The organism is Arthrobacter sp. lap29 (genome assembly GCF_032458965.1).
GTDB classification, from domain to species: Bacteria; Actinomycetota; Actinomycetes; order Actinomycetales; family Micrococcaceae; genus Specibacter; species Specibacter psychrochitiniphilus.
On the sequence record NZ_JAUCEK010000002.1, the window covers coordinates 369,180 to 386,968 of the forward strand.

19 protein-coding genes are annotated in these 17,789 nt (G+C 58.0%); 8 read left to right on the plus strand and 11 right to left on the minus strand.

The features are described 5' to 3' along the window. Positions 1–10 precede the first annotated feature (10 nt). The 4 genes from RY113_RS04820 (at position 11) to RY113_RS04835 (ending at position 3,579) form a co-directional block, all read left to right on the plus strand. The gene (locus RY113_RS04820) at positions 11–394 is read left to right on the plus strand and encodes an iron-sulfur cluster assembly accessory protein (RefSeq protein WP_110106460.1); all 384 of its coding nucleotides are present in this window, start codon (positions 11–13) and stop codon (positions 392–394) included. A 179-nt stretch (positions 395–573) separates the two neighbouring features. After that, positions 574–1,458, plus strand: coding sequence for a cytochrome c oxidase subunit II (gene coxB, locus RY113_RS04825; protein ID WP_315913711.1), 885 nt, complete (start codon positions 574–576; stop codon positions 1,456–1,458). Positions 1,459–1,471: 13 nt separating this feature from the next. Further along, positions 1,472–3,181 carry a cytochrome c oxidase subunit I gene (ctaD, locus tag RY113_RS04830; protein WP_110106462.1) on the plus strand — a complete coding sequence of 570 codons (1,710 nt, stop codon included), beginning with the start codon at positions 1,472–1,474 and terminating at the stop codon, positions 3,179–3,181. After that, positions 3,178–3,579 (plus strand): cytochrome c oxidase subunit 4, encoded by a 402-nt coding sequence (locus RY113_RS04835; RefSeq protein ID WP_110106463.1) that lies wholly within the window; start codon positions 3,178–3,180, stop codon positions 3,577–3,579. The genes ctaD and RY113_RS04835 overlap by 4 nt, the downstream gene beginning before the upstream one ends. A 178-nt stretch (positions 3,580–3,757) precedes the next feature. Here RY113_RS04835 and RY113_RS04840 read toward each other — a convergent pair whose 3' ends face one another. Next, the gene (locus RY113_RS04840) at positions 3,758–4,045 is read right to left on the minus strand and encodes an HPr family phosphocarrier protein (protein WP_110106464.1); all 288 of its coding nucleotides are present in this window, start codon (positions 4,043–4,045) and stop codon (positions 3,758–3,760) included. Positions 4,046–4,121: 76 nt separating this feature from the next. Between RY113_RS04840 and RY113_RS04845 the strand changes: the two genes are divergently transcribed. Continuing rightward, complete coding sequence (locus tag RY113_RS04845; RefSeq protein WP_110106465.1) at positions 4,122–4,901, plus strand: GntR family transcriptional regulator; 780 nt, start codon at positions 4,122–4,124, stop codon at positions 4,899–4,901. 210 nt (positions 4,902–5,111) lie between these two features. Here the strand turns inward: RY113_RS04845 and RY113_RS04850 are convergent, their stop codons facing one another. The 4 genes from RY113_RS04850 to RY113_RS04865 all read right to left on the minus strand — a co-directional run bounded on the left by RY113_RS04850 (position 5,112) and on the right by RY113_RS04865 (position 9,445). After that, complete coding sequence (locus tag RY113_RS04850) at positions 5,112–6,797, minus strand: cytochrome bc complex cytochrome b subunit (protein WP_110106466.1); 1,686 nt, start codon at positions 6,795–6,797, stop codon at positions 5,112–5,114. A gap of 3 nt (positions 6,798–6,800) precedes the next feature. Next, positions 6,801–7,829: a Rieske 2Fe-2S domain-containing protein gene (locus tag RY113_RS04855; RefSeq protein WP_315913712.1), complete on the minus strand. Its 1,029-nt coding sequence runs from the start codon at positions 7,827–7,829 to the stop codon at positions 6,801–6,803. Positions 7,830–7,927: 98 nt separating this feature from the next. After that, positions 7,928–8,716 carry a c-type cytochrome gene (locus tag RY113_RS04860; protein WP_110106468.1) on the minus strand — a complete coding sequence of 263 codons (789 nt, stop codon included), beginning with the start codon at positions 8,714–8,716 and terminating at the stop codon, positions 7,928–7,930. A 90-nt stretch (positions 8,717–8,806) separates the two neighbouring features. After that, positions 8,807–9,445, minus strand: a complete 639-nt coding sequence (locus RY113_RS04865) for a heme-copper oxidase subunit III (protein ID WP_179442420.1) — start codon at positions 9,443–9,445, stop codon at positions 8,807–8,809. 186 nt (positions 9,446–9,631) lie between these two features. Between RY113_RS04865 and trpD the strand changes: the two genes are divergently transcribed. After that, a complete protein-coding gene (gene trpD / locus RY113_RS04870) occupies positions 9,632–10,702 on the plus strand; it encodes an anthranilate phosphoribosyltransferase (RefSeq protein ID WP_245932199.1) in 1,071 nt (356 codons plus the stop codon). Positions 10,703–10,848: 146 nt separating this feature from the next. Here trpD and RY113_RS04875 read toward each other — a convergent pair whose 3' ends face one another. The 6 genes from RY113_RS04875 to RY113_RS04900 form a co-directional block, all read right to left on the minus strand. Beyond that, positions 10,849–11,583: a copper homeostasis protein CutC gene (locus RY113_RS04875; RefSeq protein WP_110106471.1), complete on the minus strand. Its 735-nt coding sequence runs from the start codon at positions 11,581–11,583 to the stop codon at positions 10,849–10,851. An 8-nt stretch (positions 11,584–11,591) separates the two neighbouring features. Next, entirely contained in the window at positions 11,592–11,873 is a 282-nt protein-coding gene (locus tag RY113_RS04880) for an Lrp/AsnC family transcriptional regulator (protein WP_110106472.1), read from the minus strand. A 75-nt stretch (positions 11,874–11,948) separates the two neighbouring features. Then, entirely contained in the window at positions 11,949–12,341 is a 393-nt protein-coding gene (locus RY113_RS04885; protein ID WP_315913713.1) for a DUF3054 domain-containing protein, read from the minus strand. A gap of 557 nt (positions 12,342–12,898) precedes the next feature. Next, entirely contained in the window at positions 12,899–13,534 is a 636-nt protein-coding gene (locus RY113_RS04890; RefSeq protein ID WP_110106473.1) for a uracil-DNA glycosylase, read from the minus strand. Between the two features lie 269 nt (positions 13,535–13,803). After that, complete coding sequence (locus RY113_RS04895; protein ID WP_315913714.1) at positions 13,804–15,006, minus strand: YihY/virulence factor BrkB family protein; 1,203 nt, start codon at positions 15,004–15,006, stop codon at positions 13,804–13,806. Positions 15,007–15,019: 13 nt separating this feature from the next. Continuing rightward, on the minus strand, positions 15,020–15,289 hold the full coding sequence (locus tag RY113_RS04900; protein ID WP_110106474.1) for a GlsB/YeaQ/YmgE family stress response membrane protein: 270 nt from the start codon (positions 15,287–15,289) through the stop codon (positions 15,020–15,022). A gap of 187 nt (positions 15,290–15,476) precedes the next feature. Between RY113_RS04900 and RY113_RS04905 the strand changes: the two genes are divergently transcribed. Both RY113_RS04905 and RY113_RS04910 read left to right on the plus strand, forming a co-directional pair. Further along, entirely contained in the window at positions 15,477–17,198 is a 1,722-nt protein-coding gene (locus tag RY113_RS04905) for a long-chain-fatty-acid--CoA ligase (RefSeq protein WP_315913715.1), read from the plus strand. A 144-nt stretch (positions 17,199–17,342) separates the two neighbouring features. Continuing rightward, the gene (locus RY113_RS04910) at positions 17,343–17,720 is read left to right on the plus strand and encodes a VOC family protein (RefSeq protein ID WP_315913716.1); all 378 of its coding nucleotides are present in this window, start codon (positions 17,343–17,345) and stop codon (positions 17,718–17,720) included. Positions 17,721–17,789: the final 69 nt, after the last annotated feature.

Consider the following 17,789-nt stretch of genomic DNA (forward strand, 5'->3'; position numbering starts at 1 on the left):
AGGAAACGCCATGACTGCAAATGTCCACGAAGAAACCACATCTGCCGCTGTTGAAAGTGAGCTGCCCACCCACGGTGTGCTGATCACTGATGTTGCTGCCGGCAAGGTACGTAGCCTCCTTGAACAGGAAGGCCGCACCGACCTGCGCCTGCGTGTGGCAGTTCAGCCCGGAGGCTGCTCCGGTTTGATCTACCAGCTGTACTTTGATGAGCGCGTGCTCGAAGGAGACGCCGTACGTGACTTTGACGGCGTCGAGGTGGTCATTGACAAGATGAGCGTGCCCTACCTAGACGGTGCCAGCATCGACTTTGAGGACACAATCTCAAAGCAGGGTTTCACAATTGATAACCCTAGTGCCGGGGGCTCTTGCGCCTGCGGCGATTCATTCCATTAAAGAAACTTCTGCTCGAGGTGGGGCTGTCCATAAATATTCTTTGTGGACATCCGACGCACGGAGGGTTTAGTGCGCATTTTGCGTGCCATAGCGGTAAGCTCTACATCGAGTAGTAAAACCCATTAGCTCCAGCGGTATGCAACCGTTGCAGAGCACAGTAACAAGAGGAAGGGCCGTCTGTGAGTTCGCAGGACCGAACCGGCAGCCGACGCGCGAAAGTCATCCCCATAGCCGGGTTGGCGATTGCCGGAGCGTTAGCTTTGTCAGGATGTACGGCAGAGAATAAGAACGGCTGGATGCCAGCCGAACGTGATACCACCAATCACACGGCTGGGATCATCGATCTGTGGGTTAATACATGGATCACAGTTTTGATCATTGGTCTCATTACTTGGGCCCTGATCATCTGGTGCATTATTGCGTACCGTCGCCGCAAGGGTGCCACGGGTTTCCCGCGCCAGACAAGTTACAACCTCCCACTGGAGGTTTTTTATGTGTTGGTGCCGTTGTTTATGGTGCTGGTGTTCTTCCACTTCACGAACATCGAGCAGGAATCCATCAACGCCCGTGACGCTAACCCGGATGTCACTATCGACGTCCGAGCCAAACAGTGGTCCTTCGACTTCAACTACTTGGAGGGTAAGGACGTCAAGGAATCTGTTTATTCCGTCGGCGTCCAGGCTGAACTGGACGGTAAGCCGTTCGATAAGTCCACCCTGCCCACCCTGTACTTGCCGGTGAACCGTTCGGTTGAACTCCAGTTGAACGCACGCGATGTTATTCACTCTTTCTGGGTTCCTGCCTTCTTGGATAAGAAGGACATGCTCCCGGGTAAGACCAACTACATGACCCTGACGCCTACCGCTTTGGGTACGTATGACGGTAAGTGTGCGGAACTTTGTGGCGAATACCACTCAGAGATGCTTTTCAACGTCAAGGTTGTCACGCAGGCCGAGTTCGATGCCCATCTTGCCGAGTTGAAGGCCAAGGGCCAGACTGGTGAGTTGACTGAGAAGTACGACCGCAACCCGAACGCTGCCATCACCGAGAACCAGAAGAAGTAGGGGGGAGAGGAAAGTGTCTACGCTCGAGTACTCGGCAACTGAAGTCAATTCAGCTGCTCCTAGAGTCGTTCCGGTTTCCAAGGGACGCATTGTCGTCAATTGGATCACCTCCACCGACCACAAAACCATCGGGTACATGTACCTGATCGCATCATTTATATTCTTCTGTCTTGGTGGCGTCATGGCGCTTATCATCAGGGCAGAGTTGTTTGAGCCTGGTATGCAGATTCTGCAGACCAAGGATCAGTACAACCAGTTGTTCACCATGCATGGCACCATCATGCTGCTGATGTTTGCAACACCGCTTTTTGCTGGCTTTGCCAACGTCATTATGCCGCTGCAAATCGGTGCACCCGATGTTGCCTTCCCGCGACTGAACGCGCTGGCATTCTGGTTCTTCACCTTTGGTAGCACCATCGCCGTGGCCGGGTTCCTCACCCCCCAGGGCGCAGCAGCCTTCGGTTGGTTCGCCTACGCACCGCTCTCAAACACCACCTACAGCCCTGGCGTCGGTGGAGACCTCTGGGTCTTCGGTTTGGCGCTGTCCGGCTTCGGTACCATTCTCGGTTCCGTGAACTTCATTACCACGATCATTTGCCTGCGTGCCCCGGGCATGACCATGTGGCGTATGCCCATCTTCACGTGGAACACGCTGATCACTGGCATCTTGGTCCTGATGGCCTTCCCTCCGTTGGCCGCTGCATTGTTCGCCTTGGGAGCAGATAGACGTTTTGGGGCTCATATATTTGATGCCGAAAACGGTGGAGCCTTGTTGTGGCAACACCTGTTCTGGTTCTTCGGCCACCCCGAGGTCTATATTATTGCTTTGCCGTTCTTCGGTATTGTTTCCGAGATTTTCCCGGTCTTTAGCCGCAAACCGATCTTCGGTTACAAGGGTCTGGTGTTTGCAACCATTTCCATTGCTGCGCTGTCCGTCACTGTGTGGGCACACCACATGTACGTGACCGGCCAGGTAATGTTGCCGTTCTTCTCCTTCATGACGATGCTGATCGCCGTACCAACGGGTGTGAAGTTCTTCAACTGGATCGGCACCATGTGGCGAGGCTCGCTGACATTTGAAACACCCATGCTGTGGAGCCTTGGCTTCATTGTCACGTTCTTGTTCGGTGGCCTGACCGGAATCATCCTGGCCTCACCGCCGCTGGACTTCCATGTCTCGGACACGTACTTCGTTGTGGCTCACTTCCACTACGTGGTCTTCGGAACCGTGGTCTTTGCCATGTTTGCCGGATTCTACTTCTGGTGGCCCAAGTTCACAGGGAAGATGCTCAACGAGCGCCTTGGTAAGATCCACTTCTGGCTCTTGTTCCTGGGCTTCCATGGCACCTTCCTGATCCAGCACTGGTTGGGTGTTATGGGTATGCCGCGTCGTTACGCTGATTATCTTGTTGAAGATAACTTCACTTGGATGAACCAGTTCTCCACCATTTCGTCGTTCGTTCTGGGCGCGTCCATGATCCCCTGGTTCTGGAACGTGTACATTACCTGGCGCAGTGGCAAGAAGGTTGAGGTTGATGATCCTTGGGGCTTTGGTGCTTCCTTGGAGTGGGCAACTTCTTGCCCGCCGCCACGTCACAACTTCACCTCCTTGCCGCGTATCCGTTCGGAGCGTCCGGCACTGGATCTACACCATCCTGAGCTGGCCCCGCATTACCAGCCAGTTCAGCCTGTGACTGCATCCTCGAAGGGAGCTGCAAAGTGAAGGTAGAATCTTGGCTTTTCATGCTGCTGGGTGTGTTCTTTATTCCTGTAGCCGTTGTTTACGGTTTCATGGTGGATTGGCAGGAGCACGTGGGTTACCTCGCGCTCATGCTGCTCTCCGCGCTGTGCCTCATGGTGGGTGTGTACCTGCACTTCACCGGTAACAGAATCGGGCCACGTCCCGAGGACCGTCTCGACGCTGAGGTCCACGAAGGCTCTGGCGAACAAGGGCACTTCAGCCCTTGGAGCTGGTGGCCGCTAGTCCTTGGTTTGGCTTGCTTCTTTGGCTTCTTGGGCTTGGCTGTTGGCTGGTGGGTGTTCCTCTTCGGTGCCGGTTTGGCCGTGATCGCGTTGGTTGGCTGGGTCTACGAGTACAGCCGTGGAGACCACGCACACTAAATTCGCCCTGCATTAAACAGGTTTCATACAGGATCAGCAACACAAAAGGGATTGCCCCGCACCAGTGGTGCGGGGCAATCCCTTTTGTGTTGCTGTGATCTAGTGTTGCTAGGATGTGCAGCGTCAATGTTTCTTGGTGCTGCGCCCACGTGCGGGACGGTAAAGCCCCGAGTGCCTGTCAGAGAGTGCCGCTCAGATCGGTGAGAAGCAAGGCTGCCAGCTGGTCTACAGCGGCCGTTACGCTCTCTTCAGGAGCGTCGCTGGGGGCGACGCTGATCTCCACTTCGGCGCCGTGCTCAAAGTCGGCGCTCATGACAGCCAAAAGTGAGCGTGCGTCAATGGGGACACTGCCGGCTTTCGCCAGTGTGATGGGTAGCCCAGTGCCGTTGACGGCCCTGACAAAGACGGCAGCCGGACGCGCGTGCAAGCCTACGCTTGCGGCAACTAAGGCTTTCCGGGTGTACATGATTACTCCTACGGTAGATGGTTCTGTATAGAGAGTAGTCGTGTTTTAGGGTGGTACTTGTGAGGGGAGGACAATCATGAGCTATTTAGTGCCATCGGCGTACGAGATCCCGGGTGAGTTGGATCGGAGTACCCCAGTTTCGGTGCACATCCAACTGCGGGAACTGTTGCGCAGTTATGTAGTAGAGCACAGCAAGCCGGGTCGGCAACTGCCCTCGGAACGGGACATGGCCCAACGCTTCGGTGTTGCTCGCATGACTCTTCGTCAGGCTGTTGAAGCCCTGGTAGAAGAAGAACTGCTGGAGCGAGTGGTGGGCGTGGGTACCTTTGTGGCCCGGGCAAAACTCGATCTCACTCTCAAGCTCACCTCCTACTCAGAAGAAATGGCCCGACGCGGACTGCGCCCCGCGGCACGTACCCTCGCCTTTGAGCAGATTCCCGCCACTGCACGGCTTGCCCGAGAACTTCAAATTGAGGAAGGCCAGGCCGTGATCCGGCTGCGCCGCTTGCTGTTGGCTGATGACCTGCCCATGAGCGTGGATGAAAACTTTATCCCGGCCTGGCGGGTGCCCGGGATTCTCGACGCCGGACCGCCGGCATCCCTGTACAACGTGTTGGGGGAGCGTTATGGGCTCATCATTGAATGGGGCGAGGACACCATTGAGGCAAATGCCGCGACACCGTCCATTGCGCGGCTATTGCACGTGGATATTGGTGCGCCCGTGCTGAGGACCGAACGCCATGCCTTTGTCTCACGGTCCACGGTTGACTACTCGGTGTCCTTCTACCGAGCTGATCGCTATAAGCTGCGTGTGCCCCTGCAACGTCCTGGCGTGCGCCCTCGTCGTATGTATTAGACCGCGTCTACTGCAGGGCTGTGGCCGGGCAGCTGTGCCTTCCAGGCGCTGGTGGGGTGAACCGTGAGCACGGCTCCTTTGGCTATCTCCACCCGAGAAGCTACGGCGCGTAGCAGTGTTGGGAAATTGGGAAATACTGAACGACAAAGAGAAAAGGCGGCTCCCTTATGGGAACCGCCTTTTCTCTTGAACTACAGATCTCTCACAAAATTAGTGTGTGATCGCCTTGTCATCGTCAGCGGCTGTAATAGCCTCGTGATGGTGACCGGCTTCGAGCTCGGACGGTGCGGCCGGAGCTACACGATCCTCGAAGAAGAAGCTGCTGAGCTTGGAGCGCAGGTTTTCCTTCTTCGTCACAATGCCGTTTTCGTTCGGGATGCCTTCTTCAGGAACGGGGGACTCGAAGCCTACGAGCTTGTAACGCTTGTAGTCATCGAGCTGTGCGTGGATTTCCTGGAACTCACCGTGCGGCAGGCGCACAATGCGACCGGTCTCACGGCCGTGTAGTGCAATCTCACGGTCCTTGCGCTGGAGCGCCAAAGCAACTCGCTTGGTGATGATGAAGCCAAGGATCGGACCAACGATGAATAGCGCCCGCATCCAGTACAACGCGTCATTGAGGGAGACCTCGAAGTGCGTTGCGATCAAGTCGGAGCTGGCAGCTGCCCACATGACGCAGTAGAAGATGAAGCCTGCAACACCAATAGCGGTGCGCGTTGGTGCGTTGCGCGGCCGGTCAAGCACGTGGTGCTCACGGTTGTCCCGGGTCACCCAGCGTTCGATCCACGGGTAGATGAACAGCAAGGTGAACACAATCCCAGCGGGGATCAGAGCAGGGGCAAGCACGTTCATCGAGAGCGTGTTGGTGCCCCACGGGAACGGGATATGCCACTCCATCGGAATGTTGAACACCCACCCTGGCATCAAGCGAAGTGCACCATCGACCCAGCCGATGTACCAGTCAGGCTGTGTGCCTGCGGAAACCGGGGAGGGATCGTAGGGGCCGTAGTTCCATACCGGGTTGATCTGGAAGGTCGCGGAGATGAAGGCAATGATGCCGAACATAATGAAGAAGAAGCCACCGGCCTTGGCAGCGTATACCGGGCCGAGCGGGTAGCCGACTACGTTGCGGTCGTTACGTCCGGGGCCAGGGTACTGCGTGTGCTTGTGAACAACAACCATGAACAGGTGAATCGCGATCATGAGCAGGATCATGGCTGGGACCAACATGATGTGCAACATGTACAAACGCCCAATAATGGCCGTACCCGGAAACTCCCCGCCAAACAGGAAGAACGAGATGTAAGTTCCAATGACGGGGATGGACTTAACCACACCGTCAATGATGCGTAGGCCGTTACCTGAGAGCAGGTCATCGGGAAGGGAGTAGCCGGTGAAGCCTGCAGCCATGGAGAGGATGAGCAGTACACCGCCCACCACCCAGTTCAGCTCGCGGGGCTTGCGGAATGCGCCGGTGAAGAACACACGGAGCATGTGCACAGAGACAGCGGCCACGAAGAGCAGGGCTGACCAGTGGTGGACCTGGCGCATGAACAAGCCGCCACGTACCTCAAAGGAGAGCCGCAGCGTGGAATCGTAAGCCACTGACATCTCTACACCCTTGAGCGGGACATAGGGGCCACTGTAATGTGTTTCCGCCATGGACGGATCAAAGAAGAACGTCAAAAAAGTGCCCGAGAGAAGCAAGATGACGAAGGAGTACAGGGCGACTTCACCGAACATGAAGGACCAGTGGTCAGGGAAGACCTTCCGGCCGAATTCACGCAGTATGCCTGAGCCGCCCACACGCTCATCAACAAAGTTGGTGATGCGGCCCGTGGCGGTTGCGGGAACGAACGGTGTTTCCTGTGCGGGTGTTTGCTGTGTTGTAGACATGGTTTAGCCACGCTCCCAAAAGCTTGGTCCAACAGGTTCGTGGAAGTCGCTCTGAGCCACCAGGTAGCCATCAGCATCAACTGCGATAGGCAGCTGAGGCAGCGGGCGAACGGCGGGTCCAAAGATGACCTTGCATTCTTGCGTGAGGTCAAAAGTCGACTGGTGGCAAGGGCACAGCAGGTGGTGCGTCTGCTGTTCGTACAGTGCAACCGGGCACCCAACATGGGTGCAGATCTTGGAGTAGGCAACGATTCCGTTGTAGCCCCAGTCCTCACGACCTTGCGAAGGGTTGAGGTCTTCGGGGTTCAAGCGCATCAGCAGTACAACGGCCTTGGCCTTGGCAGCGATCTTGCCTTCGGTCAGGCTGTTCAACGATTCAGGAATCACATGGAATGCTGAGCCGATGGTGACATCAGAGGCCTTGATCGGAGTGCCGTCAGGGTCGCGAGCAAGACGCTCGCCTTCCTTCCAGAGTGTGTGACGCAGCGAGTCGCCCGGAAGGGGGCCCAAGTCACGGAAGATTGCAATAGCAGGCAGGGGTGCCAGCGCCACAGCACCGATGAGCGTGTTGCGAATTAGCGGACGGCGCTTGATGCCTGTCTCGTCCAAAATGTCGTTGACGATCTGCACAGCGGCCAAGCGATCCTCTTCACTGCGGATCGCGTGGCGCTCTTCAGCAACTTCGTGGTCCGGCATGAGGGCACGGGCCCAGTGCACAATGCCCGTTCCAATGCCGAGCATGGCGAAGGCCACGCCCAAGCCCAGAAGTGTGTTCTGCAGACGCAGCGGGCCGAAAGTGTCATCCAGACGGATACCGAAGTAGGCGACGAAGAACAGCAAGGTTCCGACAATGGAAATGATAAATAGCCATGCCACCTGGCGTTCGGCCCGCTTTGCAGCCTTGGGGTCCGTGTCAGCTAGTCGCAAACGATGTGGAGGCAGTCCCGGGTCTTGGAACTTATCCACCTCTTCGTGACCAGCCTTAGCTACGGCGTCCGAGCTTATCGGCGAGCCGTCACTATGGTTGCCCATAATCCCCTCATCCTTCTCTTATCCCGGTACATTCCCGGGGTCGTAATGTATGTTTCTGTGGCTGCAGCTGCAGCCAAAATCTTAAGGCTTCTTGGGACTTAGGAAGTCCGTGAGGTGAGCCAAATGGTAAATCCGATGATGACACCCAGAACCACGGTCCAGAGGAACAAGCCTTCTGAGACAGGGCCCAGTGAGCCAAGCTGTGCTCCACCAGGCGCACCTTGGTTTTCAATGGTGTTCAAGAAGGTGATGATGTCGCGTTTGCCTTCAGGGGTGATGTTCGTGTCGTTGAAGACCGGCATGTTCTGCGGGCCGGTCACCATGGCGCTGTAGATGTGGCTGCTCGAGACACCAGCCAGCGGGGGTGCGAACTTGCCTCGTGTCAGGGCGCCACCGGCAGCGGCAGCGTTGTGGCACATGGCGCAGTTAACACGGAACAGCTCGCCGCCAACAGCAGCGTCGCCGCCACCGTCGATGTACTGCTCTTCAGGCAGTGCCGGACCGTCACCGAGCGTGGCTACATAGGCAGCCATTTCACGGGTCTGGGAGGTGGTGAACTGCTTCGGCTTCTGCCGAGCCTGCGGGCCCTGCATCTGCATGGGCATGCGGCCCGTGCCAACCTGGAAATCAACAGCTGCGGCGCCAACACCGGCCAAAGACGGTCCTGCGTCAGTGCCGTTGGCGCCGAGGCCGTGACAGGTGGCGCAGTTAGCAATAAAAAGCTTCTCGCCCTCTTGTACTTCCTGCGCTGTGTAAGTGGTGGTATCGGCCTTAGCCTGATTCACGGTTGTGACAACGGCGTATAGCCCACCTGTCAGCATGAGCCCCATCACTAGCAACGCTAGTGCGGCCAGCGGATGACGTCGCTTCTGCGAGAGTGCCTTCACTTGGTGGTTCCTTTGATCTATATCCAGCAGCCCCTAGTGAGAGCCGCAAATGCTAATTCTTACCTTGTAGAGAAGAGAGCTGTTGGCAGCTTACTTCAGCACGTAGATGACCAAGAAGAGGCCAATCCACACAACATCCACGAAGTGCCAGTAGTAAGAAGTCACGATCGCACTCGTAGCTTCGAAGTGTCCAAACTTCTTGGCTGCATAGGCGCGGCCAATGATAAGGAGGAATGCTATGAGACCACCAATAACGTGCAGGCCGTGGAAACCAGTCGTTATGTAGAAGGCGGAGCCATAGGCGTTTGAATTCAGGGTCACGTACTCGGAAGTCAGCATCGCGTACTCGGTCGTCTGACCGGCAACGAAGATTGAACCAAGAACGAAGGTCAACAGGAACCACTCCGTCATTCCCCACTTGGAGAATTGGAAGAGGCGTCCAGTGCGGCGAGGCCGAAGGTTCTCCGCGGTGAACACACCCATCTGGCAGCTGAAGGAGCTGGAAACCAGGATGAGGGTGTTTACCAAGGCGAACGGGAAGTTCAGCTTGGCCGTTTCTTCAGCCCACAAACCACCTGTGGTGGAGCGCAGTGTGAAGTACATGGCAAAAAGGCCGGCAAAGAACATCAGCTCACTGGACAGCCAAACTACGGTTCCTACAGAAACCATGTTCGGGCGGTTCAGCGTCGGATGCGCCGGGGTACTGGGGGCATGGGTCGCAGTTGTCACATAGACATTATGTCTATAAAAAGCCTCAGAACCCAATGCAAAACTCCGATCACGTGATCTTTTTCTACAAACTTGCGAAATTCCTGCGTATTCACAGCAAAAACCCAGTTCTGTATGCACAACACGCTCCACGTGTCAATGGTCACAAACGCCGGAGTTGTCACTTATTCGTCTAATATCTGGAGGGTGAATCCTCTCCAAAACATTCCGGTAAGCACACACACCTGGCCCAATCTGATCGGCGCACTGATCGCGGGTCAAGATCTTGGACAGGATGCAACTCAGTGGGCCATGAACACGATCATGGCCGGAAATGCTACGGATGTGCAGATCGCCGGGTTCCTGGTGGCGCTGCGAGCCAAAGGTGAAACCGTCGCGGAAGTTAACGGACTCGTCGAGGCAATGCTAGAGAACGCCAGGCCGTTGCATGTTCCAGGAGACGCGCTGGATATTGTTGGCACCGGCGGGGACCGCTTAAATACGGTAAATATTTCCACCATGGCCGCCTTGGTGTGCGCCGGCGCCGGGGCTACGGTGGTCAAGCACGGCAACCGTGCTTCTTCCTCAGCGGCAGGGTCAGCTGATGTTCTGGAGAACCTGGGCGTGCGTCTGGATTTGCCGCTGGAGATTCTCACCCGGGCCGCGACAGAGGTGGGAATCACCTTCTGCTTCGCTAATTTCTTCCACCCCTCCATGCGCCACGCCGCAGTTGCCAGGAAGGAAATAGGCGTCCCCACCGCTTTCAACTTCCTAGGCCCGCTTACTAACCCAGCCAGGGTGGTTGCCTCGGCCATTGGTGTGGCGGATGCCCGCATGGCCCCACTCATGGCGGGCGTCCTGGCGGCCCGGAACGTGCGGGCTTTGGTGTTCCGTGGCAGCGATGGCCTGGATGAACTTACCACCACGGGCACCTCCACCATTTGGGAAGTGCGGGAAGGCCAGATCACCGAGAGTCACTTTGAACCCCTGGAGCTGGGCATTCCCCGTGCCACCATCGAGGACCTGCGGGGGAAAGATGCCCCCTTCAATGCCGAGGTGGTGCGCCGCATCCTGGATGGGGAACATTCGCCCGTACGCGACGCCGTGGTCCTGAACGCGGCGGCAGGGCTGGTGGCGTATAACGTTTCCGGGCTGGGTACGCTGCAGGAACGTATGGCAGCTGGCCTAGCCAAGGCTGAAGCAGCTATTGACAGTGGCGCGGCTGCCACGGTCCTGAGCCACTGGGTCGCCTTGGGCGGCCAAGCCGAACAGGCCTAGCCCAAGAGAGACTTTCCCTGGCGGTTTACAAACACGCCCAATACCCCAGCCTTGGCCGTCCCAAGTCGTAATAGCCCTAATTCCGTGTACTCCCGAGCCCGGGCAGTCCCAAGGCCAGGGACGCCCCGGCTCAGTTCAGGCACTGGCTAGTGAAGGGCTCGCGCGGCTTGTCCGGCTTGTTCCACCAGCGCGGCATCCGTAGCGAAATAGCTGTGATCCTCAGCCAGGGCCGCACCCGTGAGGTGGCCAGGGGGCCTGGTGTTGAGGGTCCGCTTGGCTGAAAGATGCACATCACGCAGACCGGCGTCGTAGAACGCGGCGAAGTCGGAGATTTTCACACCGCCACCTGCCATGATGCTCAATGCTCCTGCCGATGCCTCATGCATGGCTTGCAGCTGTTCCAGCCCGGTTCCTGCGCTGGCGGCCCCACCGGAGCTGAGGATGCGGCAGACGCCCAAGTCAGCCAGATGTGGGACTGCGGCAACGGCGTCGGACAAAGAAAGATGGTCCACAGCCCGGTGAAAGGTGATGTGCAATCCATCGGCGGCCGCCACCAATGTCTGGACGCTCTGATAGTCAATGGTGTCAGCCGCTGTGAGGGCCCCAATGACTACTCCGGTGGCACCGCCGTCGCGCATGGCCTTGATCTCCGCAACCATGAGCGCCACAGCGGCCTCGTCGTAGACATAGTCTCCCGGGCGCGGCCGAATTAGGGCGTGAATGGGCAGAGCCGGTTCAGCAGAGCGGACGCTTTGGAGTAGTCCTTGGGAGGGCGTCAGCCCGCCCAGTTGCAGGGCGCAACACAACTCAATGCGGGCCGCTCCATGGGCGGCTGCGAGCTGTGCGCCGGGGACGTCCTGAACAGCAATTTCCAGCTGCATACCGGGGCTCAGTGGTCGAAGCCGAGGGAGAAAGCCGCGTCCAGATCATTCTGGGAGTAGGCGCGGAAGGAAATCTGCGTGGTGGTGGAAACAACCGACTTCACCTTCGAGAGCTTGTCAGCAATAACGTCGGCCAGATCCTCATGCTTTTCTACCCGGGCAATGGCAATAAGGTCCCACTCGCCGGTCACTGAATAAACTTCACTGATTCCGACCAATTCGGAAATTTCCTGGGCAGACTCGGGAATCCGGGTGGCATCAGTTTTAATCAGGACAAATGCGGTGATCACAGGTGTGTTCCCTCTCGTGGGGCTTGTCTTTGCGGCTAAAAGCTTCTAACGATCGTAACTCAATCGTTGCCTGAATCACGCTCGTTTGGCCCGTCGTGTTACGAATGTTGCGAGGAGCCGATGGCCCAGCAGGAATAGTGCCAAGACCAGGGTGGCAACAATGACAAAAGGCAGTTCGGCGGTGTTCCCGGAGAGGATGCGCAAGGCCATACCGCCAGCCACGGTGATCAACCACAGGCACACGCCCTGGGGCCAGATGGCCAGAGGGGCCCGCCACATGCGGCACACAAGCCAGCCTATGGCCAGTGCAGCCAGGAAGGGCCAGGCGGTTTGGAGTACGCCGGCTGCCGTGAGTGATTCGCTGTGGGAGCTTCGGCCAGAGAGGGCGAACAGCACTACCAGCACAAGGTCCGCTATGGCGGCATAGATGAGGGTTTTGGAACTTTGTTTGGAATTCGTTTGCGTCACTCGGCCAAGTTTAGTCGAAAAAAGTTCTGCGCCAGCGGTCCCCAAGAGAGGTTTGCACACCCCGTTTGCAGCAGGATGGATAATACCCCGGGGCAGGCATTGTTGCGCCGGGCGTGTTTCCTTGAGTATTTTCGAGGGGCCTTGGCCACTGACTGCTTTGAGTTGGATGGACGCAGGTGCCCAACGCGTTTTTTTGTCGCCCTGATGAGAGGAAAGAAAATTGACATGGCAGCACTTCAAGCCGCCTACGACACGGCTCTGTTGCGCGGCCGCACTGAGAGCCACTCTGTGCAGCACGGCCGGCCTTGTCAGAGTGGATCACTGCTGCCGGTTCAGAGCTGCCTGGCTTGGGTAACGTGCAAGGCGGTCCTGGAAAACCTGGCGGGGCGTTGCTCTGACTCGGTGTTAGCCCACCGGCTGGTCCGCCGCACTAGAACCCAACAGTTCACTTCCCTGTGTGGTGTCCGGTCCATACTCCCAAACCAGCAAAGAGCGGCCCCAACCGTCATGGCTGGGGCCGCTTTGTTGGTGCAATGGGAGAGGAACGGGGTGAAGCCTTAGCGTCCCTTGACGGTGATTCCGTTACGCGTCATTGACTCGGCATAGGCCTTGGCGGATTCCAGCAGCCACTGCTCCTGACGCTCCGCGGAGCCAGCGAAGCTACGGCCGGATAGTGAGCGGACCTTGTAAATTCCAAAACCGCGCTTGTACAGCATGGGGCCCTGAGCCTTCAACAACTGATCCGCCAACCGGTGCGCTTCGGTGCCGTGGGCAACCAAAGCTGAGGCGCGCGGTACAAGTGTGAGGAATTTTACGAGCGGGCGCAGGCCCTGCTCAATCTGGGGTGCCGTGAGGCGGCCATTGGCTTCGCCCGGGGTGAACCAAGGGTGGACGTTCCACGGCATGACGTAGCTGGGGCGCAGGCCCAGCTGCCAGTGGATGCCCAGAAGCCGTGTGGCTGCCTGCTCATCTCCTGCTGTGACGAACCCGGAGGAGTCCAATTCGCCAACGTTTGAGAACAGGCTGATGATCTTGCACTCGTCCACGTCGTGAACGGGGTCCACGTAGGCCACTTGCTGCTCGGGCCGCGCTTCGGCCAGCGAGTCGCAAAGTTCGGTGATGGGAGCAATGTTCTCGTCATAACGGCGATTCCAGAGCTGTTCACGCGGTGATTCAGTGGCCACGGATGTCATTGAGGCTTAGTTCTCCTTAGAGGGAATGGGAGTGGTTGCGGCAGCTTTCGTTAAGAGAGCAGGGCCGACTTCCCAGCCTATCAATTATTTCCGGGCAACAGGGCATCGCGGGTCTGTGCTAAGGAGATGGAAAATTCCCCAATTGTGAGAAATGCAACAGCTTCAAAGAGGCCCCAAACCTGCCCCCGGACAGTTTTTTAGGGCCACTGGATGTTTCCCTCCGGGAGCGTCAGCGGGCGCTTCTGCGACGCTCTCGCCGAGTGGCACACTCAGGGTTGACGCCGCCGGGCGCGTACCGCGGACACAACAAGGGCACCGGCGCCGATTCCGGCGAGCCACAGCAGAGTGCGGGCCTCGGCAGTTTTACTCACCGGAGGCTCCGCATCTGTGCTTAGTTCGGTACGTAGTTGGCGGCCCTCGGTGAGAAGCTGATGTTCTTTGATTTGTTTCTTGGCGCTGGCGGAAATATCGCGCGGGGGCAGCTGAAGTTGTGATTCCGCTTTGATCCCTGTTTGGAGTTCACGCACGCGTTCAAGTTCTGCGTCTACCTCGGCCCCGAACAGCAGCATCAGGTTCATAATCCACATCCAGAGCAGCAGCACGATCATGCCAGCAATGGTTCCGTAGGTTTTGTTGTAGTGCGAGAAGTTTGCTACGTACAGGCCAAACGCTGCTGAAGACACAATTACGGCCACCAACGCGACGGTAGCACCAATACTAATCCAGCGGAATTTTGGCTGACGCACATTAGGGGTGAAGTAGTACAAGATGGCAATCAGCACCACTGCCAAGATACCCACCACGGGCCACTTGGCGATAGACCAGACCGTGAGAGCGGCAGGTCCGATTCCGAACACCTCACCCACAGCCTGTGCTACGGGCCCAGAGACTAAGACCATTAGGGCCATGATGGCCACTAAGAGAACTACGGCCAGTGTCACTAGTAGCAGGACTGGGCGCAGTTTCCAGATGGGCCGCCCCTCATCCATGCCATAAATCCTGTTCATGGCCCGGCTAAAGGCGCCAACATAACCCGAGGCGGACCATAGAGCCGTGATAATTCCCAGAGCTAGGGTCAACCCGGCAGCGGGGGAACTTGTCAGCTGCTCTACTGGCTGCCGGATGGCTTCAACAGTATCGGGGCCAGCAGCGCGGCTCACCATATCGAGCAGAAGTGCGGAGGTCTGTTCTGCCTGACCCACTAGACCCATGATCGAGATCAGGGCCAGAAGCGCCGGGAAAAGGGAGAGCACGCCGAAGTAGGTCAGTGATGCTGCTAGATCCGTGCAGCCATCTGCGCTGAACTTGGCCAATGAACGCCGCCCGGCGTACTTCCATGACTTTGCTGGCAGTTGGGCGGGGGTGTCCGGTTTGCGGTCGTCGTCAGGGGCTGGAGCGCCGGCTTTAGCCACGGCTGCTCCGGACGTGACGAGGCCCGGCGCTGTGGCCGGGCCTCGTTGATTTAATATCACGGTTCAGAAGCTCCTAGGCGGCTGTCTTGCTGCGTCCGGTGATAGCACCGTAAATCCCGGCAACCACCAAACCACCCACAATGGCCAGAATCCAGGACCAGATATTGAAGAAGCCCATTTCACCCTTGTTAAAGAGAGCGTCACCGATCCAGCCGCCCACCACGGCGCCCACCACGCCAAGGATCAAGCTCGTGACCCAGCCGCCGCCTACCTTGCCGGGCATGATGGCCTTGACGATAGCCCCGACAATGAGGCCCAAAATAATCCATCCGATAAAACCCATGACGGCTCTCCTTATAGTGCATTAGTAGTGAAAGTGCTGCTATTCGTAAGGCAATAAGTCCAAGTAGTTTACTGTAAGTTATTTCCTACAAGGTCAGTGATTCCACGCTAACGAGCCTCACGCCATGAGTCCAGCACCCACGGGTAAATGTTTGAAGAATTCTCTCTGCAAGCGGCAAGATGGAACCATGCCGAACAACGAGTGCACCACCACGGCCGAATCACCGGGCCCTGTCCAGCAACCATGGGTAGCGAACTATCAGGCGGGTGTTCCGGCAGAGATTCAGATGCCCACGGAATCTCTGGTGGATATGTTTGAACGCTCTGTGCAGGAAGCTGGAGACAGCCCGGCCATGGAATTCTTTGGCCGCCGCACCACCTACCGCCAGCTAGGGCAGCAGGTAGCCCGAGCCGCGGGCGGGCTGAGCCGGCTTGGAGTCCGGGCGGGGGACCGGGTGGCGTTGGTGCTGCCAAACTGCCCCCAGCACGTGGTTTCCTTCTACGCGGTGTTGAGCTTGGGCGCTGTGGTGGTGGAGCACAATCCGCTGTACACCTCGGAGGAACTCCTACACCAATTCCAGGATCACGGTGCCCGGATTGCTATTGTCTGGGACAAGGCCATATCCGCCGTGGCGAGTTTCCCCGACGGGATGGTTCCGGAGCGGATCATTTCGGTGAATCTGCTGACGGAATTTCCCACCGTCAAACGCCTGGCTCTGTCCTTGCCGTTGCGGAAAATGCGAACCTCCCGCGAGGCATTGTCAGGGCCCGCCCCAGGGACCATGCCGTGGCGCGAACTCCTAGCCGGTGAGGCTCTTGGGGCCTCGGCCACCCGGCCCGGCGTGGCGGACCTGGCGGTTATTGGCTACACCTCCGGCACCACCGGCCGGCCCAAGGGTGCCATGCTCACCCACCGCAACCTCTACGCCAATGCGCTGCAGGGCGAGGCCTGGATGCAAGGTGCGCAATTGCGCAATGAGGTCCTCTACGCCGTGCTGCCCATGTTTCATGCCTTCGGCATGACCCTCTACCTCACCTTCGGTATCCGCAAACAGGGCCTGCTTGTTCTCTTCCCCAAATTCGAGACGGATCTAGTGATCTCCGCCATGAAGAAGACTCCTGCCACCGTCTACTGCGCCGTGCCGCCCATTTACGAGCGCACCGCAGTGGCCGCCCAGGAACAAGGGGTGTCACTGCGGTCCATCAGATTCGCCATCTCCGGGGCCATGAGCTTGCCCGAACACGTGGTGGAGCTCTGGGAGTCAGTCTCCGGAGGGCTCCTTGTTGAGGGGTATGGCATGACCGAGTCCTCACCTGTGGCGCTGGGAAACCCGTTCGCCTCAACGCGGCGAACAGGGACCATTGGCGTTCCCTTCCCATCAACGTTGATGAAGGTTGTGGACATTGAGGATCCCTCCCGCGAGGTCACTGCGGGCGAGCCGGGAGAACTGCTACTCAAAGGCCCGCAGGTATTTCCGGGCTACTGGAACAATCCGGAGGAAACTGCAAAAACTCTGACCGACGGCGGTTGGCTGCGTACCGGGGACATTGTCACGGTTGATCCGGAAGGATTCACCACCATAGTTGACCGCGCCAAGGAGCTGATCATCACGGGCGGATTCAACGTCTCTCCCTCCGAGGTGGAGCAGGTGCTGCGCCGGCACGAGTCCGTCCTTGAGGCTGCCGTGTTCGGTGCGAACTCCCCAAGGGGCGGGGAGATGGTAGTGGCAGCCGTCCAATTGGAAGCCGGGACTGTGTTGGACGAGCCCGGCCTGCGCGCCTTTTGCAAGGAATACCTGGCCCGGTACAAGGTGCCCGTGCGGATCATTGAAGTGCCGGACATGCCACGCTCCATGCTGGGCAAGATCCTGCGCAAACAAGTCAAGGAAGCCTCGGAAAAATCCCTGTAGCACTCGCCGGAATTCAGGGCCTCAGGAAGCGCGCCCACATCAGGGAAGTTCAAGCAAAGTAAAAAAATTCTCTGGTGCCCCCCTACCCCTGATAACTACACTGGATGAGGATAGGCACACGCTGGCAAGAAGGAAGTACTCACCATGTTTGAAAAGAGCAGCGCCTTCAGTGGATTCTCAGTCGATGATATTGCTGTGGCACGTTCATTTTATGGCGGAACTCTGGGGCTGGTGGTCAGCGAGGAGAACGGGATGCTTTCATTGCATCCGCCCGGCGGGTCAAAGATTATTCTCTATCCCAAGGGTGCCGCGCATCAGCCAGCATCCTTCACTGTTTTGAACTTTCCTGTTCCCGAGATCGAAGGCGCCGTGGAGGCGTTGGTGCGGGCCGGTGTGGAACTTGAACACTACGCGGGCACCCCGATGGAGACGGATTCTGCAGGGATTTTCCGCAAGGGCGGGCCCTTGATTGCCTGGTTTAGGGATCCTGCAGGAAACGTGCTCAGCGTCATTCAAGAGTGAAGGCGTCCTTGCCGCAGCGCGGGGCACGGCTGACCGGAATGCGGACAATGCGGCTTTGGCCACCCGCCC